Annotated in this window: 14 protein-coding genes; 6 read left to right on the forward strand and 8 right to left on the reverse strand. The window is 37.7% G+C overall.

All coding sequences use genetic code 11. The features are described from left to right. From FBT53_RS08305 to FBT53_RS08320, 4 genes are all read left to right on the forward strand, one after another. A partial coding sequence (locus FBT53_RS08305; RefSeq protein WP_240729788.1) for a carbohydrate kinase family protein occupies nt 1-366 on the forward strand: 366 nt, incomplete at its 5' end. A 96-nt stretch (nt 367-462) separates the two neighbouring features. Further along, the gene (locus tag FBT53_RS08310; RefSeq protein ID WP_136950720.1) at nt 463-1131 is read left to right on the forward strand and encodes a bifunctional 4-hydroxy-2-oxoglutarate aldolase/2-dehydro-3-deoxy-phosphogluconate aldolase; all 669 of its coding nucleotides are present in this window, start codon (nt 463-465) and stop codon (nt 1129-1131) included. Between the two features lie 5 nt (nt 1132-1136). Beyond that, nucleotides 1137-2534, forward strand: coding sequence for a glucuronate isomerase (gene uxaC, locus FBT53_RS08315; RefSeq protein WP_136950721.1), 1398 nt, complete (start codon nt 1137-1139; stop codon nt 2532-2534). A gap of 12 nt (nt 2535-2546) precedes the next feature. Beyond that, nucleotides 2547-3515 (forward strand): Gfo/Idh/MocA family protein, encoded by a 969-nt coding sequence (locus tag FBT53_RS08320; RefSeq protein WP_136950722.1) that lies wholly within the window; start codon nt 2547-2549, stop codon nt 3513-3515. Nucleotides 3516-3527: 12 nt separating this feature from the next. Here the strand turns inward: FBT53_RS08320 and FBT53_RS08325 are convergent, their stop codons facing one another. From FBT53_RS08325 to FBT53_RS08360, 8 genes are read right to left on the reverse strand one after another with little or no spacing between them, the layout of a single operon-like run. Next, nucleotides 3528-4823: a TRAP transporter large permease gene (locus FBT53_RS08325; RefSeq protein ID WP_136950723.1), complete on the reverse strand. Its 1296-nt coding sequence runs from the start codon at nt 4821-4823 to the stop codon at nt 3528-3530. 3 nt (nt 4824-4826) lie between these two features. Continuing rightward, the gene (locus FBT53_RS08330) at nt 4827-5288 is read right to left on the reverse strand and encodes a TRAP transporter small permease (RefSeq protein ID WP_136950724.1); all 462 of its coding nucleotides are present in this window, start codon (nt 5286-5288) and stop codon (nt 4827-4829) included. Between the two features lie 18 nt (nt 5289-5306). Next, nucleotides 5307-6284: a TRAP transporter substrate-binding protein gene (locus tag FBT53_RS08335; protein WP_136950725.1), complete on the reverse strand. Its 978-nt coding sequence runs from the start codon at nt 6282-6284 to the stop codon at nt 5307-5309. A 6-nt stretch (nt 6285-6290) separates the two neighbouring features. Then, the gene (locus FBT53_RS08340; protein WP_136950726.1) at nt 6291-7466 is read right to left on the reverse strand and encodes a DUF4861 domain-containing protein; all 1176 of its coding nucleotides are present in this window, start codon (nt 7464-7466) and stop codon (nt 6291-6293) included. Nucleotides 7467-7475: 9 nt separating this feature from the next. Beyond that, a complete protein-coding gene (locus FBT53_RS08345) occupies nt 7476-8270 on the reverse strand; it encodes a gluconate 5-dehydrogenase (protein WP_136950727.1) in 795 nt (264 codons plus the stop codon). Nucleotides 8271-8273: 3 nt separating this feature from the next. After that, nucleotides 8274-9113, reverse strand: a complete 840-nt coding sequence (kduI, locus tag FBT53_RS08350; protein WP_136950728.1) for a 5-dehydro-4-deoxy-D-glucuronate isomerase — start codon at nt 9111-9113, stop codon at nt 8274-8276. 15 nt (nt 9114-9128) lie between these two features. After that, entirely contained in the window at nt 9129-10322 is a 1194-nt protein-coding gene (gene uxuA / locus FBT53_RS08355; RefSeq protein WP_205729032.1) for a mannonate dehydratase, read from the reverse strand. Nucleotides 10323-10340: 18 nt separating this feature from the next. Further along, the gene (locus FBT53_RS08360; RefSeq protein ID WP_136950729.1) at nt 10341-11171 is read right to left on the reverse strand and encodes an SDR family oxidoreductase; all 831 of its coding nucleotides are present in this window, start codon (nt 11169-11171) and stop codon (nt 10341-10343) included. 240 nt (nt 11172-11411) lie between these two features. Here FBT53_RS08360 and FBT53_RS08365 point away from each other — a divergent pair, with 240 nt between their 5' ends. Beyond that, entirely contained in the window at nt 11412-15518 is a 4107-nt protein-coding gene (locus tag FBT53_RS08365; protein WP_169630337.1) for a hybrid sensor histidine kinase/response regulator transcription factor, read from the forward strand. A 186-nt stretch (nt 15519-15704) separates the two neighbouring features. Then, a complete protein-coding gene (locus FBT53_RS08370) occupies nt 15705-18719 on the forward strand; it encodes a TonB-dependent receptor (protein WP_136950731.1) in 3015 nt (1004 codons plus the stop codon). Nucleotides 18720-18721: the final 2 nt, after the last annotated feature.

The following is an 18721-nucleotide window of genomic DNA, read 5'->3' on the forward strand; positions in this document are numbered from 1 at the left end:
TTATCAGTATGCCAACAAATGATGAAACGTTTTCCTCGTGCAAAAAAAGTGATTACAACTTTAAGAGGTTCACTTTCAGCAAGCCATAATACTTGGGCTGGTGTATTGTATGATGGAGAAACTATGTATAAATCTCCAGAGTATCAAATTACACATATTGTCGACCGTGTAGGTGGTGGCGATTCTTTTATGGGTGGCTTAATCTACGGATTGTTAAAATACCCAGAAGATGACCAAAACGCCTTGAATTTTGCCGTTGCAGCATCTTGCTTAAAGCATACTATTAAAGGTGATGCTAATTTGGCTACGGTAGATGAAGTAGAAAAATTAATGAGTGGTGATGCCTCTGGACGGGTTGCCCGATAGATTTCTCCTTATCCTTCAATGGAATAATATAAAAGATATAATTTTAACAGTAAAAAACAAAAGTCCTTCCCTTTGGGAAGGATTTAGGATGGGCTTATGGCACAATATTCAAGAATTGAAGTTGCAACAGTAATGAAGGAAACCGGAATGGTTCCTTTGTTTTATCATCCCGATAATGAATTGGGAAAAAAAGTACTAAAAGCCTGTTATGATGGGGGTGCGCGTTTGATGGAATTCACTGCACGAGGTGATTTTGCTTATGAGGTATTTTTAGAGCTCAACAAATATGCAATTAAAGAGCTACCGGGCATGATTATGGGTGTTGGTTCCATCACAGATGCAGCGGCAGCTAGTCTGTTTATGCAAATGGGAGCTAACTTTATAGTTACCCCATCGCTTAGAGAAGATATCGCTATCGTTTGTAACCGAAGAAAAGTATTATGGTCACCAGGCTGCGGTTCACTCACCGAAATCAACAAGGCCGAAGAATTGGGTTGTGAAATCATCAAATTATTCCCTGGTTCCACCTACGGCCCTGGGTTTGTTAAAGCCATTAAAGGGCCACAACCATGGACGAGCATTATGCCCACTGGCGGTGTAAGTACTGAGGAGGCTAACCTTAGCGGCTGGTTTGATGCTGGCGTGACCTGTGTGGGTATGGGTTCAAAATTAATCAGTAAAGAGGTCTTGGCCACTAAGGATTATGACGGCTTAACAGCGAAGGTGCGCAATACCCTTGACCTTATAAAAAAAATACGTTCGTAAGACATATGAGCTTTATCACAGAAGATTTTTTATTACAGAGTGATTTTGCTAAAAAACTCTACCACGGCTTTGCAGCAAATTTACCAATTATAGACTACCACAATCACTTGCCCCCGAACGAAATCGCCCAAAACCGTGTTTTTGAAAATATTAGTCAGGCTTGGTTGAAGGGCGACCACTATAAATGGCGGGCCATGCGCGCTTTCGGTATAAATGAAAAATACATTACCGGTAATGCTTCTGACAAAGAGAAATTCTTAAAATGGGCCGAAACTGTACCATATACAGTTAGAAATCCCTTGTATCATTGGACGCACTTAGAGCTAAAACGTTATTTTGATATTGATGAATTGCTCACACCTGATAACGCCGAAGCCGTTTATGAAGCTACTTCAGAAAAACTGAAAACATCGGAGTATCATACACAAGGTTTGTTACAGCAAAAGAAAGTAGAATACCTCTGCACAACTGACGACCCAACCGATTCCTTGGAGCACCATAAACATATTGCTGATAACAATATTAATCCAAGTACTTATCCGACTTTTAGACCCGACAAGGCCTATGCCGTGGAAAATGGCGGTGCCTATCTAGAATTTTTGAGGTTAATGGCTTCGGTCACCAATTCAGAAATCAATACCTATGATGACCTTATTGCTGCATTGGAACAACGCGTAGATTATTTTCATACGACCGGATGTAGGCTTGCAGACCACGGCTTGGAGCAACTATATTATTTTGAAACAGCTGATGTAAATTGTGACAGTATTTTTAAGAAAATAATTTCAAAAAAAACACTGTCCACAAAAGAAATACATGTATTCAAATCGACCACTTTACTCCTGCTCTGCAGAATGTACCATAAAAAGGGGTGGGCGCAACAATTCCATTTGGGTCCGATTCGAAATAATAATAAAAGACTTCTGAATCAACTTGGTCCAGATACCGGGTTTGATTCCATTGGCGATTTTTCGCAGGCACGTGCGTTAAGCGGATTTTTAAATGATTTAGATGGTACCGACCAATTAGCGAAGACGATTTTGTATAACCTCCACCCAGCCCAAAATGAAGTATTTGCTACAATGGCTGGAAACTTTAATGATGGTACTGTAAAAGGAAAAGTGCAATATGGTTCTGCTTGGTGGTTTCTAGACCAAAAAGACGGAATGGAAAAACAAATCAACACCCTGTCCAATATGGGTTTGTTGAGTAGTTTTGTTGGTATGCTTACAGATTCAAGAAGTTTCTTATCTTTTCCAAGGCATGAATACTTTAGACGTATCCTTTGTAACCTAATAGGCCAAGATGTTGAAAATGGAGAACTACCAGCTGATGAAAAATGGCTTGGTAAAATTGTAAGTGATATCTGTTATTACAACGCAAAAGCATACTTCGGACTGTAAAAAATTCAACTTATGGAAACCGTAAAATGGGGCATTATTGGTTGTGGCGATGTTGCCGAAGTTAAAAGTGGTCCTGCCTTTCAAAATGTGAAAGGCTCAGAACTTATTGGCGTCATGCGCCGAAATGGCGAAAAGGCCAAAGATTTTGCAAAACGCCATGGAGTACTAATGTGGACGAATTCGGCGGAAGACCTCTTAAAGAATGATGAAATTAATGCGATTTATATAGCCACTCCCCCATCAACCCATTTAGCCTATGCTAAGGCTGCACTTGAAGCAGGTAAAGATGTTTACTTGGAAAAACCAATGGCACTTACCTCGGAAGAAGCAGAGAAAATAGTTGCTATGGTAAAAAATAGTAATAACAAGTTATCCGTTGCCCACTACCGTAGAAAGCTACCCGCCTTTAAAGAAGTCAAAAAATTACTTATCGAGAACACTATTGGGTCGGTACTTTTTGCAGACATCCAAATTCTACAACCTAGAAATTCTGATATCGTTGCTAATTCTGAAGAAAACTGGCGGTTGAATCCCGCTGTTTCAGGAGGGGGTTATTTTTATGATTTAGCTCCGCATCAAATTGACCTCATGTACTATTATTTTGGAGCATTTGACAAAATTGACGGTTATGCGACTGGGCAAAACAATAAGGTTGAGGATACCGTAAACGGTATTATAAGATTTAACAATGGAGTGCAGTTTAGGGGTGTTTGGAACTTCACTGCTCCTGATAACTGTAAAAAAGAGGAGTGCGTCATTTATGGAACGAAAGGCAGCATTCGTTTTTCTTTTTATGGGGATAAAGTCATCCTCAACAATCAAGCTGGTGAAACCGTTTTTAAATTTCAAAACCCCAAACATATTCAACAGCCAATGATTGAAGCTGTTGTTGCTTATTTCTTAGGTAAAGCCAAAAATCCTTGCCCAGCAGAAGACGGACTCACTGTTATGCAAGCTATGGAAAAACTCAGCGGGCGCTAATCAAGCTATTTGTTATAGCCCAAACTGCCTTGGCAACCACAAACTCAACTCTGGGAAATAGGTCACTAAAAACAAAGCAATAATCATTGCGATAAACAGTGGAAGCAATGGTTTTACCACCTTTTCTATAGATGTCTTTGCTATACCTACGCCAACAAAGAGTACCGAGCCTACGGGTGGCGTACAAAGCCCAATACAAAGGTTCAATACCATAATAATTCCGAAGTGCACTGGGTCTAAACCTAAGGCCGTTACCACAGGTAGAAATATGGGTGTAAAAATGAGTACAGCGGGAGTCATATCCATAAAAATCCCGACAAAAAGCAATAGTAAATTGATAATCAACAAAATGACTATAGGATTATCACTTAAGGCTAATAGTGCCGTACTAATATCTTGCGGAATGTTCTCATAGCTCAATGCCCATGACATGCTCATCGACGCTCCAATCAACAACATCACAATGGCCGTGGTTGTTGAGGAATCCAATAAAATTTGCGGCATTTTAGGTAGGCTTATTTCTTTATAAAACAATCCTAGTAAAAAACTGTATAATACGGCTATAGCCGATGCCTCTGTGGCTGTAAAGATTCCCGTCACAATACCTCCGATGACCACGACCAACATAAACAAACTAGGCAGGGCATCAATAAAAGTCTTGAACACCTCTTTTAAGCTACTGCGTTTCCCCACTTTATATCCTTTCTTTTTTGCCCAGATAGAAGCCACAATCATCAAAAAAAGTCCAGTGAGCAAACCTGGAATATAACCTGCAAGAAATAAAGCTGCTATAGAGGCGCCGCCACTTGCTAAAGAATAAACAATTAGCACGTTACTTGGTGGTATAACCAAACCCGTCGTTGCAGCGGTAATGTTTACAGCAGCTCCAAATTCTTTAGAATAACCTTCCTTTTCCATTTCAGGTCCTAATATACTACCCATAGCAGATGCTGCCGCCATAGCAGAACCTGCAATAGCCCCCATAAGCATGGCTGATATAATGTTTATAAGCGCAAGCCCACCTGGCAATGCTCCCACTAAAGTTTTAGCAAAAGAAATTAAACGGTTTGCTATACCTCCTTTATTCATTAATTCTCCCGATAAAATAAACAAAGGAATGGCCAAAAGTGCAAAACTATCAAGTCCAGTTCCGATACGTTGTGAAACTGTAGTTGCTGCTGGAAGGAAAGGAATACTAACTAAAAGGGTTAAAAAAGACGATTTAGCTATACTCCAAGCTACAGGAGTACCAATAGCTAATAAACACACAAAACTAAGTACTAGTACAAGTATAGGTATATATTCCATGGTCTATTGTTTTTTTAGGATATCAGATAGCTTGTAGTATATAATCAACACCCCGCTGATGGGTATTACCGCATAGACCACTGCCAAGGGCACTTGTAGCGCGGGGGAATTTTGGCCTAAAACATAAGTGATATACACCAAACGGGAACCCCCGATAACCATCGCAAGCAAGCAAAATAGAATAATCAACAAACGAACCACCAACATCAACCGTTGTTGGGTTGGAGGATTGAACTTTTTAGGAAGAACGTCAATAGCCACATGCATATTTCTGCCAGAAACATAGGCAGCACCTAAAATACCAATCCATATCATTAAGTACCGAGCGAGTTCATCCGTAAAAGAACTTGGTGTACCAATGATAAAGCGGCTGGCCACTTGCCACAATACGTTGATGACCATAACGGCCATGATGATCACCAAAAAATTAGCCAATATTTTGTCTATAGTTTTTCGTAGTTGCATGGTTTGGTTTTTTAGGTATTATTCAGTTGCCTGAATGTCTTTAATGAGATTGTACATGACCTTGTCATCTTTGAACTTATCAAAGCTGTCTTTAATTTTATCGGCAAAAAGGGTTTTATCTGGTCTAATGATTTCCACCCCTGCTTTTTTTACCGCCTCCAAAGCCTCGTTTTCCGCTTCTAGCCAAAGTTTACGTTGGTATACCACAGATTTTTTAACGGCTTCTTTTAACCACCCTTTTTCTTCTTGGGTGAGTTTTTTCCATGTTTGGGTACCTGCTAGTAACACATCTGGCAGCATTGTATGCTCATTTAGGGAATAATATTTACACACTTCGTAATGCCTTGAAAGATAAAAACTGGGCGGATTATTCTCAGCCCCATCAACTACCCCTTGTTGCAATGCTGTATAGAGTTCTCCCCAAGATATGGGTGTTGGCGAACCTCCTAGTCCGCGAACCATATCCATCGCCGTTACGCTTTCCATAACCCGTATTTTTTGACCTTCCAAATCTTCTGGCGAATTGACTGGTTTTTCTTTAGTGTAAAAACTACGGCTACCCGCATCGTAATAGCCTAAGCCTTTTAACCAATATTGTTCGCCGTCATTCAATAATTGTTGGCCAATAGGCCCATCTAGCACCGTAAAAGCATGTTCACGGTTACGAAACAAGAAAGGTAAGCCCAGTACCTTCATTTTAGGAGCAAAATTTTCCAAAACACCAACTGACACTTTTGTCATATCCAAACTGCCTATTTGTAATAACTCTAGGCACTGTCTTTCGGTACCTAATTGTTGGCTAGGGTATATCTCGAGTTTTAGCTTTCCTCCGGAAAGCTGTTCTAAATCTTCACCCATTTTAACCATCGCCTTGTGCACAGAGTGGCTGACATCCAAACCGTGACCTAAGCGTAAGGTTTTAAAATTCTCGGACTCTGAACATGAGTTGCAACAGAAGATTAAAATTAGGATGATGGAAATGTACTTGAATCTCATAACGCTTTATTTTACAGTTACCTGTAGTGGATTTTGTAATTTTTGAGCGAATTCTTCCAAATAAGCTTCCCATTGGGCTTTGGTAGTAAATTGCCCGCTTTTCTTCCAACCAAAACCGGCGTAGTACACTACTTTTTGGTCATTGGTTTTTATGTGGGCAAATAGGTTGCTCTCATCTTTTGTATTGGTTACATAATGGTCATGGCCAGCCATCATATCGCCAGGAATAACAATACCTGTGCCCAGTTCTGAATCTTCATGGGGTTCCCAGTAGCTTACCCAACCACTATCTTGATTTACCCCAATTTCTCCATCTTTTTCATGAAGAGTTAAACCAGCGGAAATGGTATCCGTGCCTTTCAACGTAACTTCAAAACGGGACAGATTCTGACCATAGTCCAATGAAATCTTTTTCTCTTCGGATATTATATTTCCTGCCGCATCCCAATCAGCATAAGTCAATATAAAACTGGTCCGAATAGGTCCTGTACTTAAGGTTTTCCAATCGGTAAAATTCTTGGAGATGTAATATGACGTATCCACTTTTTTGGCGATACCACCTACTCCGCGACTTATACCCACATGAAAATTGTCCAAACCTTCGCCATCATCTTTATGATAGCTGCCATCGGTCTCCAATTCTTTTTTATACCATTTATTGATGATGGGATAATCCACTCTTTTCAACCAAGCATCCATACCACTGGATAAGGTGCCCCCTTTAATTCCGTCTTCTTTCATCTGCTGGGCAACAGGCCCATAGGTTCTAAACGCTACACGATTGTTTTCCCAGGCATAATCATCGGTACGTTCGGGTACAAACCTTGAATAACAAGCAGGGTCGCCTTCGGTTTCTTCTTCATCGGTACCAAAATGAACTTCATAGGTTTTGGTTTCATTCGCCCCCATTTCAGGTTGAAAAAGTAAGGCATCCGCAAGACCATCTCCATCGGTATCTACTTCTTGGGTAGTCATGACTTCACCTGTTTCCGATTCCTTTAAAATAATAGCAGCAGAAGCAGTATCGTTTTTGATGACTGAAAGGTCAACTGAAACAGTTTCAAAAGCACGTTCGACATTCATGGTATTCTCAACCACTATCATTTGTGTAGCTGTTCTTTCTTGACAGGAAATAGCAAAAACGGCTAACAGCACCACTAATATTGAAGAAAAGGGTTTCATAGATATCGTTTAGTTCTCATTTGAAGGTTTACCTATCGTAGCCAAAATTCCCCCATCAACGTAAAGCACATGACCGTTTACAAAATCACTAGCTTTTGAAGCCAAGAAAATAGCGGCGCCACCAAGTTCATCAGGGTCTCCCCATTTGGCGGCTGGTGTACGGTTTACAATAAATTCATTAAACGGATGCCCGTCTACCCGAATGGGAGCGGTCTGTGAAGTGGCAAAATACCCTGGACCAATACCATTGATTTGTATATTGTGTTTGGCCCATTCCGTAGCCATATTCTGGGTAAGCATTTTGAGTCCACCTTTGGCAGCAGCGTAGGCTCCAACGGTGTTTCGACCTAATTCGCTCATCATTGAACAGATGTTGATGATTTTACCTTCTTTCCGAGCAATCATCCCCTTTACCACATGTTTTGACATGATAAACGGACTCACCAAATCAATATCAATGACTTGCCTAAAATCGGCCACTTCCATTTCTTCCAAAGGAGTTCGCTTAATGATTCCGGCGTTGTTAACCAAAATGTCAATGGGACCGACTTCGCTTTCTATCTTAGCAATGGCCTCTATCACTTGGGCCTCATCAGCAACATTGAATTTATATCCTACCGCATGAATACCTTCCCCTTTATATACTTCAAGCGCCTTGTCTATTTTTTCTTGGGAAGAATTTCCGTTGACCACAAGTGTAGCTCCGGCTTTACCCATTGCTTTGGCCATTGCCATTCCTAGACCGTGAGTACTGCCCGTTACCAAGGCGATTTTACCTTTAAGATTGAATAGTTCTATGCTCATGGCTTATCTTAAATCGGTTATTTTGGCTACATCCATATCGCCATAATCTAAATTCTCGCCGGCCATACCCCAGATAAAAGTGTAATTTGAAGTCCCTGAACCACAATGAATGGACCAAGGTGGCGAAATCACTGCCTCATGGTTTTGCATCCAAATATGTCGTGTCTCTTGGGGTTGCCCCATAAAATGACACACAGATTGCCCTTCAGGTACATCCAAATAAAAATATACTTCCATACGCCTGTCATGTACGTGCGCTGGCATGGTGTTCCATACGCTACCGGTTTTTAACTCGGTCATCCCCATTTGAAGTTGGCAGGTGGTAACCACACCACCAATAATCATTTGACTTACCGTACGATGGTTTGCGGTTTCAAGTGAACCCAGTTCTAATTTATTGGCCTCAGCTAAACTTACTTTTTTTGTAGGATAGGAAGTATGTGCCGGAGCGGAATTCAAGTAAAATTTTGCAGGTTTATCCGGATCATCACTTTTAAATACCACTTCTTTTGCACCCTGACCAATGTACAAGGCGTCTTTATGAGCCAAGGTATACGATTCACCATCAACCTCAACACTTCCTGAATCGCCAACGTTGATAATACCCATTTCACGGCGTTCTAAAAAATACTCCGCTTTCAAAGCGTCTATGGTTTCCAGCTTCAAAGGCTTATCAGGCACCGCAGAACCTGCGATATATCGGTCATAATGCGTGTAGGTCAGATTGATTTTCCCCTTTTGCATCAGGTTATCAATTAGAAATTCATCTCGCAGTTCAGTGGTGTCATATTTTTTAACTGCTTCAGGACTTGAAGCATATCGTGTTTCGTAGGATACTGACATTATAATTTGTTTATGTTAGTTATATATTGATTTTCGTATTCCAAGTTCTAGGCCACGCAATTCAGCCAGTCCGCGTAAGCGACCAATACCCGAATATCCTGGATTGGTTTTCTTTTTAAGGTCGTCAAGCATTTTATGCCCATGATCTGGACGCATAGGCATTCTAGTATCTTCACGACCAGCTGCTTTTCTTTTTTCTTGTTCCGCAACCAAGGCTTTCATTACTGCATACATATCCACGTCTCCCTCCAAATGATTTGCCTCATGAAAATTACCGTGCTCATCGCGTTTAGTGCTTCGTAAATGGATAAAATGTATGCGGTGACCTAAACGTTCTACCATTCCCGCTAAATCATTATCGGCACGTACGCCAAAAGAACCCGTACAAAATGTGAGCCCGTTATTGGAGCTATCAACCGCTTCATATAGTTCAACAATATCTTGTTCGGTACTGACCACTCTCGGAAGCCCTAAAATGGGGTAAGGTGGATCATCAGGATGGATACACATGAGTACTCCAGCCTCTTCAGCTGCAGGAATGATATGCCCCAAAAACTCAAAAAGATGTTTCTTTAATTCATTTGGGCCAATATTGTTATATGTAGCGAGAACTTCATTGAACGCCTCCAGCGTATACCCTTCCTCAGCTCCTGGTAATCCCGCAATAATGTTATTACTCAATTGGTTTTTTTGCTCATCAGTAAGTCCCTCAAAATAGACCGCTGCCCTTTCTTTTTCTTCGCTAGTGTAGCTTTTTACAGCCCCTGGTCTTTTTAACAGAAAAAGCTCAAAGGCGGCAAATGCATCTGCTTCAAAACGTAGAGCTGTTGAACCATCCTCTACCTCATACTCGAGATTGGTACGCGTCCAATCCAAAACGGGCATAAAATTGTAGCAAACTATATCTATGCCACATTCGCCCAAGTTGTACAGCGTTTGTTTATAGTTTTCAACATAATTCATGTAGCCATCAGTCTGGGTTTTGATAGTCTCGTGAATAGGGACACTTTCTACCACCGACCAAGAGAGCCCAGCGTTTTCTATTTCGTTTTTTCGTTTTTGAATTTCCTCAATCGGCCAAACTTCGCCATTGGGTATGTGATGAAGGGCACTTACAATTCCCGTTGCCCCGGCTTGTTTTATATCTGCTAATGAGACTGGGTCGTTAGGCCCGTACCAGCGCCATGTATTTTCTAATCCTATATTCATTTTCAATCTATGCTTTCGTTATACCCCACTAAATGCGCTAAACCCGCCATCTACAGGAACCACGACCCCCGTTACAAACGAGGCACCTTCGCCACAAAGCCAAAGTGTGGTGCCTATTAAATCTTCAGGTTCTCCAAACTTGCCCATAGGGGTTTGACTTATAATGGTATTGCCTCTCGCTGTTAAGGAACCATCACTATTTGTAAGCAAAGCCCTGTTTTGGTCGGTCAAGAAAAAGCCAGGAGCCAATGCATTAACGCGAATGCCAACTTTAGAAAAATGTACTGCCAACCATTGCGTGAAATTTGATATTGCGGCTTTGGCGCCACTATACGCGGGAATTTTAGTCAACGGTGTAAAGGCATTCATCGAAGAAATATTCAATATACTACACCCTTCTTTACCTACCATATCAGCAGCAAACACCTGTGTCGGTAAAAGTGTCCCAATAAAATTCAAATTAAAGGTGAACTGTATGCCATCAGCATCTAAATCAAAAAAAGTTTTGAATCCTTCCGTAGTGTTTTTTAAATCATCCATTTCAAAAAATGGATTAGAGGTTGTCCCTAACGGATGGTTCCCCCCCGCTCCATTAATCAAAATATCACATAGACCAAATTCAGAGCGAACCGTTTCTCGCGCTTTTTCAAGAGAATCTTTCTGAAGCACATTAGCTTCTACACCAATAGCAACACCGCCACTTGTAGTAATTTCTGCGGCTACCTTATCAGCAGCTTCTTTATTAAGGTCTAAAACGGCAATTTTATGACCTTCTTTTGCTAATGCCTTTGCCAAAGTGCTACACAAAACACCACCGGCACCAGTTAAAATAATGGTTTTGGTTGTCATTTATAATTCTAAATATTTGTTTTGGTAATATTAATTTATTTGTTTGACACATTTCTTTTTAGGGGGTGTAAATACGTACACAATACTCCTAATTCTGTTCATTTAGATAGCTTAAAATTAGGTAGTGAATAAAGTTTGCCCATCCTGTTGTATCTTGTTTGCAATGCCATTGTTTAATCTTAAATAAAATTAGTTGAAAGCTCAGTTTTGAAAATGCACCTAGCGATATATCTAATAAAAATGAAAACTTTTCATCTCTTAATTTGTCTTCTAACGATAACCTTAAATTATCCTCAGGAAAGCTATAATCCCTATACATTTAGTCATCTTGGCACTTCTGATGGACTCTCTCAAAGCTCTGTGATAGCAATGGAGCAAGATAATTTGGATAGAATGTGGTTAGGAACACGTGATGGCTTAAACTTATATTATGGCAGTGGTTTTAGAATATTTAGAAATAACCCATCTGACAGCACTACTATAAGTAATAGTGATATTTTAACAATAAAAGAGGACTCTCAAGGATATATCTGGATTGGCACATACAACGGCCTGAACAAATATGACCCCATTGAAGATTCATTTACAAGATACTATTACTACACGGATAAAAATTCTTTATGTGACAATTCTGTTTGGGCAATAGAAGAAACAGCAGATGGCAAACTCTGGATTGGCACAGCAAATGGATTAAGTATTTACAATAAAAAAACAAATCATTTTATCAATTATCAGCTCAATGAATTTGTAAAAGATAATCAACTTTCATCTAATTTTATTTTGAGCATAAAGCAAGCAAAAAATGGTACAATATGGATAGGAACCTCTAAGGGCTTATTTAAAGCAAGTAAAAAGGATAATCATTCTTATGATTTCAAGTCAATTTCGCCATTAGATAGTAAACATTATCCATACGTTCAAAATATGTCTCTTTGCGATGACAACACCATTTGTATTGGTACAAAAAACTTAGGATTGTTGCAGTTTGATTTGATATCCGAATCATTTATTCCAAATAAACTATTAGAACAATCCGAAGATGTAAGAGCTATCATTTCAGGCAATAATGGAGAATTATGGGTAGGCACCTCTAAAGGTATTGCTATTATCAGTCCAGAAAAACACGTGAAACGACTTGAGTATGACCCAAATGATAATAATGGCTTAAGTCATAACTATATTAAGTCTGTTTTTAAAGATTGTAAAGGTTCAATTTGGATTGGATCATACTATGGAGGAATTGACATTTGGGATGAATCTAACACTAATTTTATCAATCTTACAGAATCAGATAGTAAAACAAGACTTTCTCATAAAGTAGTTAGTTCAATTGTAGAAGACAGCTATAACAACTTATATTTTGGAACCGAAGGCGGTGGAATTACCATTTTAAATACAAATGACAACCAAACTAAATATTTAAATACCGCAAATACTGAATTTTTAGAAAGTAACAATATAAAGTCACTTTTAATTGATCAGGATATACTCTGGATTGGAACGTTTGACAAGGGTATTGAAACATTCAATCTAAAAAAGAACAAGCAAGAACCAAATTTAGTTTCTACAGAACTTAATTCACTTTTAGAGAACACTGGAATATATTCAATAACTAAAGGTGTAAATAATGAAATTTGGATAGGTACTTTTGGCAAAGGGATTTGGCGATATAATCTTAAAGACAAATCAATCCTCAATTACAGAAACAAAACCAATTCTGAACAGAGTCTATCTAGTAACAGAGTTCGTTGTTTAATGGTAGGTAAAAACTCAAACGTTTGGGTTGGAACCCAAAGCGGTTTAAATCTATTGACAATTGCTGATTCTACAAACAATAAAGTTCGAATAAAGCGCTTTTTTTACGATATAAATACAAGCTCTGGAGAGGATATTTTAACCCTTTTCCAAGATACAAAAGGTGTTATCTGGGTCGGCACAAGAGCAAAGGGGCTGTTTAGATTTAATGGAAACACATTTAAAAAAGTTACTATAAACACCTCAAGTGATATCACTTCAATATACGCTATGCTTCAAGGTAATTATAATACTATGTGGTTGAGCAGTAATGAAGGATTAATTAAATATGACATAAACAACAGAACATTCCAAAATTATTCTGAAAAAGATGGTTTAGTCGGTAATGAATTCAGCAGTGGAGCTGCTTTAAAGCAAGGGAAATCAAAGTTTTTATTTGGAGGGCCAAACGGTGTATCAATCTTCTACGAAAACAAGCTAACTACAAATTCCTATAGCCCACAAGTAATTTTAACCGATTTTAAACTCAAAAACCAAACGGTAAAAGTTAATGAAAATAATGGTGTTTTAAAGCAAAATATTTCGTTTACCAAAACCATTAATCTTAACCATGATAATACAAACTTTTCTATTGATTTTTCTATCCCAAATTATATCAATTCCAATAGTAATAGTTATAAGTATCGTATGCTTGGTTTAGAAGAAAATTGGATTCATACGAAAGCTACAAGTGCCAATTTTATAATACAAAGACCAGGAGATTATGTATTCGAAGTAAAAGGCGCAAATAATGACGGCGTATGGAATAAAAAATCAACATCTTTAAAAATAAATGTTAGTCCTTCACCATGGTTAACCAATTGGGCTAAAGCTATCTATATATTAACTACTCTAGCTATACTATTTTGGTTAACAAACATTATTCGTTCTAGAACTAAACTTAAACATCGGCTGGAATTAGAACATTTAGAAAATGAAAAAAATAGAGTTCTTAATGACGCAAAATTGCAGTTCTTCACAAATATTTCTCATGAATTTAGAACTCCCTTAACTCTTATCACTGGTCCTTTACAGCAATTGTTGACCGATTATAAAGGCAGTAGGGTAGTCTATAAAAAATTATTGGTGATAGAAAGTAATGCGAATAGACTTTTACAATTGATTAATAGATTAATGGACTTTAGAAAGCTTGAACACAAAAAATATACTTTAGAAGCAGCTGAAGGTAATATTGTAAAGTTTTTAAAAGAGATTTATTTATCATTTTCAGAGTATGCTAGATGCAACGGTTTTACCTATAAATTTTATTCCGAGGCAGAAGAAATTTTAGTCTATTACGACAGGCCTAAATTAGAACAGGTTTTTTATAACTTAATATCAAATGCTTTTAAATACACTCCTGCAGGAGGTAACATACATATTCAAGTACATAAAGAAGCAGATTGTATTCTAATTTGCGTATCGGACTCTGGACCAGGAGTACCTGAAGAGTTTAAAGAAAAAATCTTTGACAGATTTTTCGAAATACCAGAATATCAAAAACCTGCAAATGCAAAAGGTTCTGGGACAGGTATAGGGTTATCTATAGCAAAAAGTATAGTAGACCTTCATAAAGGAGATATTAGTGTAAGCAATGCTCAAAATAGTGGTGCAATATTCAAGGTCCGGTTAAAATTAGGCAAAGACCACATTGAGCTAAATGAAATCAACCATGAATACAAATTCAGTGATGATTTAGGTTTGTATAAATCTCAACTTATTCAGAGTGATTTTGATGCTTTAATTAGTACTGAAGATTTATTACAAGAAAAACAAAAAGACACAATTCTTTTGGTTGAAGATAATGTGCCTTTGAGGAATTTTATAAAAGATTTTCTTAAAGACAAGTACAATATTTTAGAAGCTGGTGATGGTAAAGAAGCATTATCTAAAGCTCTAAAACATGACCTAAACCTCGTAATATCTGATGTTATTATGCCGGAAATGGTTGGCACAGAATTATGTGCTAAATTAAAATCAAATTTAAAAACCAGTCACATACCTGTTGTCCTTTTAACTTCTAGAACAGCTCTACTATATAAGTTTGAAGGTCTTGAAAATGGGGCCGATGATTACATAAGTAAACCATTTAACATAACAGAATTTAAACTGCGAACTAGAAACCTAATTGATTCGTCTAAACGAATGCGCACCAAATTTTCTGAAAAACAAAACTTACTTGCTAACGAAATTGTGGCATCGTCAATGGATGAAAATCTTTTGAAAAAAGCATTAGAAATTGTAGAAAGTAATATCTCTAATGCTAATTTTGATATAATCACATTTGCCACAGAATTGGGTGTAAGCAGAACTTTGTTGTTTACAAAAATTAAAGCTTGGACAAATTGCACTCCAAACGAATTTATACAAGAACTAAGATTGAAAAGGTCCGCTGAACTATTGGAACAGGGGAACTTAAATATTTCGGAAATAAGCTATCTAGTTGGTTTTAATAACCCCAAGTATTTTAGTAAATGTTTTCAAAAAAAATACAATCTAAGTCCAACAGCTTACATTCAGAAATTTTCTGAAAACTTCTTTGATTTAAATTAAAATCGCAATCATACCCCTCTAATTTTTAGGTTTTTGTATTATTTAACCCCTATTTCTGAACTTTTGAAAACCTCTATTGTGATAGTTTTGAAAAGGTTTTAATAGCCTAGGTATAGTCTTATGAGATACCTACAAGACAGGCAAGTTTAAAACTGATTTAAGTTACTAACTAAATAAACTAAACTTATGTATGAAAGTGAAATTTTTAAAAAACTAAAGAATTCACTCTTTGGGGTTTTCCTTTTTTTAACCTTATCAGCATTTGGTCAACAGCAAAAAATATCTGGTACAGTTGTATCCAGTGATGATGGTCTAGGTATTCCAGGAGTTAATGTAATCGAAAAAGGAACAACTAATGGCACATCTACCGATTTTGACGGTAATTATACCATTGCCGTATCTAATAAAGATGCCATTTTAATATTCAGTTACATTGGATTTGTTGCTCAAGAACAACCGCTAAATGGAAATAGCACCTTAAATGTTACACTTAAAGAAGATGTAAGTGCCTTAGATGAAGTAGTGGTTGTTGGCTACGGTACATCCAAAAAATCAGACATTACAGGTTCTGTGTCATCCGTTAAAGCTGAAGAACTTGCTGCATTTCCAGTACTTACTGCAGAGCAATCTTTACAAGGTAGAGCTGCGGGTGTTGCCGTACAATCAAACAATGGTGGTGAACCAGGAGCGCCAATTTCTATTAGTATTAGAGGTAACACTTCAATTGGTGCAAGTAGTGAGGCTTTAGTTGTAGTAGATGGTTTTGTAGGTGGCACATTACCCCAACCATCGGACATTGAGTCTATAGAAATACTAAAAGATGCCTCAGCTACAGCCATTTACGGTTCAAGAGGTGCCAATGGTGTTATTTTAGTTACCACTAAAAAAGGAAGCAAGGGTAGAATGGTTATAGAATTAAACTCTTCTTACTCATCTCAAAATGTATCTGAACGCTTAGAATTATTAAATGCCTCTGAATTTGCCACTTACAGACAAGCTATAAATCCAACATATGAGCAAGGTACAGCAAATATTGATTGGCAAGATTTAATATATAGAACCGGCAGTGTTTCTAATCATCAACTTTCTTTCTCTGGAGGTTCAGAAAAGATTAATTATTACGTGTCTGGTAATTATTTTAATCAAGAAGGTGTAGTTATTAATTCAGGTTTTGAACGCTTTTCATTCTTAAGTAATATTGATGTTCAAGCAACAGACAAATTAAAATTAGGATTCAATGCATTTGCAAATGTAGGCAATAGAGACGGCGTTCAGAGTCAGGCTACCAGTGGTGGTAGCGGTGGAGGTGATGTTATCTCAACGGCTTATCGTTTTGCACCTGATACACCCGTTCAAGATGCAAACGGGGTAAATACTACCAATCCTGTTGGGGATCAGTTTGACAACCCTTTTGCTATTGCAACTGAATCAATAGACGAAACTAAAACAGATGATTACAGAGCTAATTTTTATGCCGATTATCAAATTATAGATGGCTTATCTTTTAAAACAACTTTTGGTTATGGGACCACAAACAGCACACGTGGACGTTTTCAACCCTCAACACTTATAGGTCAAGCAAGTAATCAAGGGGGTATTGGTAGTATACAAGCAATTAAAAGAAAAGATATTCTATCAGAAAATTATCTTACCTACACTAAAGAAATTGGAAAAGGAAATCTAACAGCTTTGTTGGGGTATTCCTATCAAAAAACCAGAACCGAATCTTTTGGAGCAGCAGCTCAAAACTTTATTAGTAATAGCCTTTCTTATTTTAATTTAGGAGCAGGATCAGATATACAAACTCCTTTTTCTAGTCTTGTTGAACGTGAAATAGTATCACAATTTGGGCGACTTAATTATGAATATGATGATAGATATTTAATAACATTCACTGCAAGAAGAGATGGATCGTCTAACTTTTCTAGAAATAATAAATATGCCTTTTTTCCTTCAGGTGCAATCGGATGGAGAATTTCAAATGAAGAATTTCTAAGAAACAATACTACCATTTCTAATTTAAAACTTAGAGCTAGTTATGGTCTAACCGGCAATCCAGCTATTTCTCCTTACCAATCATTGGCGAGCTTTAGCAGAATTTATTCAAACGTTGGCGACCAGACTGTTAATGCGGTGGTACCTGAACAATTGGCTAATCCAGATTTAAAATGGGAAACCTCATACCAAACTAATATTGGATTTGATTTAGGGTTATTAGACAATAAAATAGCCATGACCTTCGACTATTACACCATAGACACCAAAGATTTAATTCTTGGAGATTCTTCTGCACCAGAATATATAGGTTTTGCAAACTTAACATCTCTTAGAAACATTGGTGAAATTAATAATAGAGGGTTAGAAATTACTTTAAATACAAAAAACATCACTAACGAAAACTTCAGCTGGAGTACGGATTTTAACTGGTCAAGAAACCGCAATGAGGTAATAAAATTAGTAGATGGCCAAGATATATTTCTAGATTCTTCTCCAGGGTCTTTTTTACAAGACGAAACACATCTTTTAAGAGAAGGTGAAGCTGTAGGTGTATTTTGGGGTTATGAGTATCGAGGAGTTAACCAAGGTACACCAGAAACCGGGACTGCAGGCTTTGCAGAAACAGGAGCTGGTGATGAATTATTTACAGATATTGATGGAGATGGTGTAATTACAGGAGCAGACAGAAAAATAATTGGTGATCCTAATCCAGACTGGATTGCAGGCTTTAATAATAATTTAAGGTATAAAGATTTTGATTTAAATATCTTTTTCCAGGCATCGGTGGGTGGTGATATTTTCAGCTATACTTTTCTTGAATTAGCTTCAGGAGAATCAAACGCCACCCCAGAGGTGCTAAATGCCTGGACACCGTCAAATACTAATACTAATATACCATCTGCAGCAGTACGGGAAAAAAGAATAACTGACAGATTTGTTTACGACGGCAGCTATATTCGTCTTAAGAACCTTGCACTAGGCTACAATATCCCACAAGATATCGTATCAAAGTTTGGTATGCAATCAGTTAGATTAGGGGTAAGTGGCCAGAACTTATTAACATTTACAGACTTTCCTGGTACTGATCCAGAAGCAAGCTACCAAAGTCAAGGAAATCTAAATAGTAATGTTAATAGAGGTTTCGATTACGGTAGTTACCCTAACATAAGGGCCTACACAGTATCATTGAATTTAAAATTTTAAAA

Source organism: Flavobacterium sp. ASW18X (assembly GCF_005144745.1).
Lineage (GTDB): Bacteria > Bacteroidota > Bacteroidia > Flavobacteriales > Flavobacteriaceae > Croceivirga.

Excerpts from the sequence above, each read along its gene's own strand:
- FBT53_RS08310 (WP_136950720.1), top strand. The coding sequence starts at position 463 with ATGGCACAATATTCAAGAATTGAAGTTGCAACAGTAATGAAGGAAACC.
- uxaC (WP_136950721.1), top strand. The coding sequence starts at position 1,137 with ATGAGCTTTATCACAGAAGATTTTTTATTACAGAGTGATTTTGCTAAA.
- FBT53_RS08320 (WP_136950722.1), top strand. The coding sequence starts at position 2,547 with ATGGAAACCGTAAAATGGGGCATTATTGGTTGTGGCGATGTTGCCGAA.
- FBT53_RS08325 (WP_136950723.1), bottom strand. The coding sequence starts at position 4,823 with ATGGAATATATACCTATACTTGTACTAGTACTTAGTTTTGTGTGTTTA.
- FBT53_RS08330 (WP_136950724.1), bottom strand. The coding sequence starts at position 5,288 with ATGCAACTACGAAAAACTATAGACAAAATATTGGCTAATTTTTTGGTG.
- FBT53_RS08335 (WP_136950725.1), bottom strand. The coding sequence starts at position 6,284 with ATGAGATTCAAGTACATTTCCATCATCCTAATTTTAATCTTCTGTTGC.
- FBT53_RS08340 (WP_136950726.1), bottom strand. The coding sequence starts at position 7,466 with ATGAAACCCTTTTCTTCAATATTAGTGGTGCTGTTAGCCGTTTTTGCT.
- FBT53_RS08345 (WP_136950727.1), bottom strand. The coding sequence starts at position 8,270 with ATGAGCATAGAACTATTCAATCTTAAAGGTAAAATCGCCTTGGTAACG.
- kduI (WP_136950728.1), bottom strand. The coding sequence starts at position 9,113 with ATGTCAGTATCCTACGAAACACGATATGCTTCAAGTCCTGAAGCAGTT.
- uxuA (WP_205729032.1), bottom strand. The coding sequence starts at position 10,322 with ATGAATATAGGATTAGAAAATACATGGCGCTGGTACGGGCCTAACGAC.
- FBT53_RS08360 (WP_136950729.1), bottom strand. The coding sequence starts at position 11,171 with ATGACAACCAAAACCATTATTTTAACTGGTGCCGGTGGTGTTTTGTGT.
- FBT53_RS08365 (WP_169630337.1), top strand. The coding sequence starts at position 11,412 with ATGAAAACTTTTCATCTCTTAATTTGTCTTCTAACGATAACCTTAAAT.
- FBT53_RS08370 (WP_136950731.1), top strand. The coding sequence starts at position 15,705 with ATGTATGAAAGTGAAATTTTTAAAAAACTAAAGAATTCACTCTTTGGG.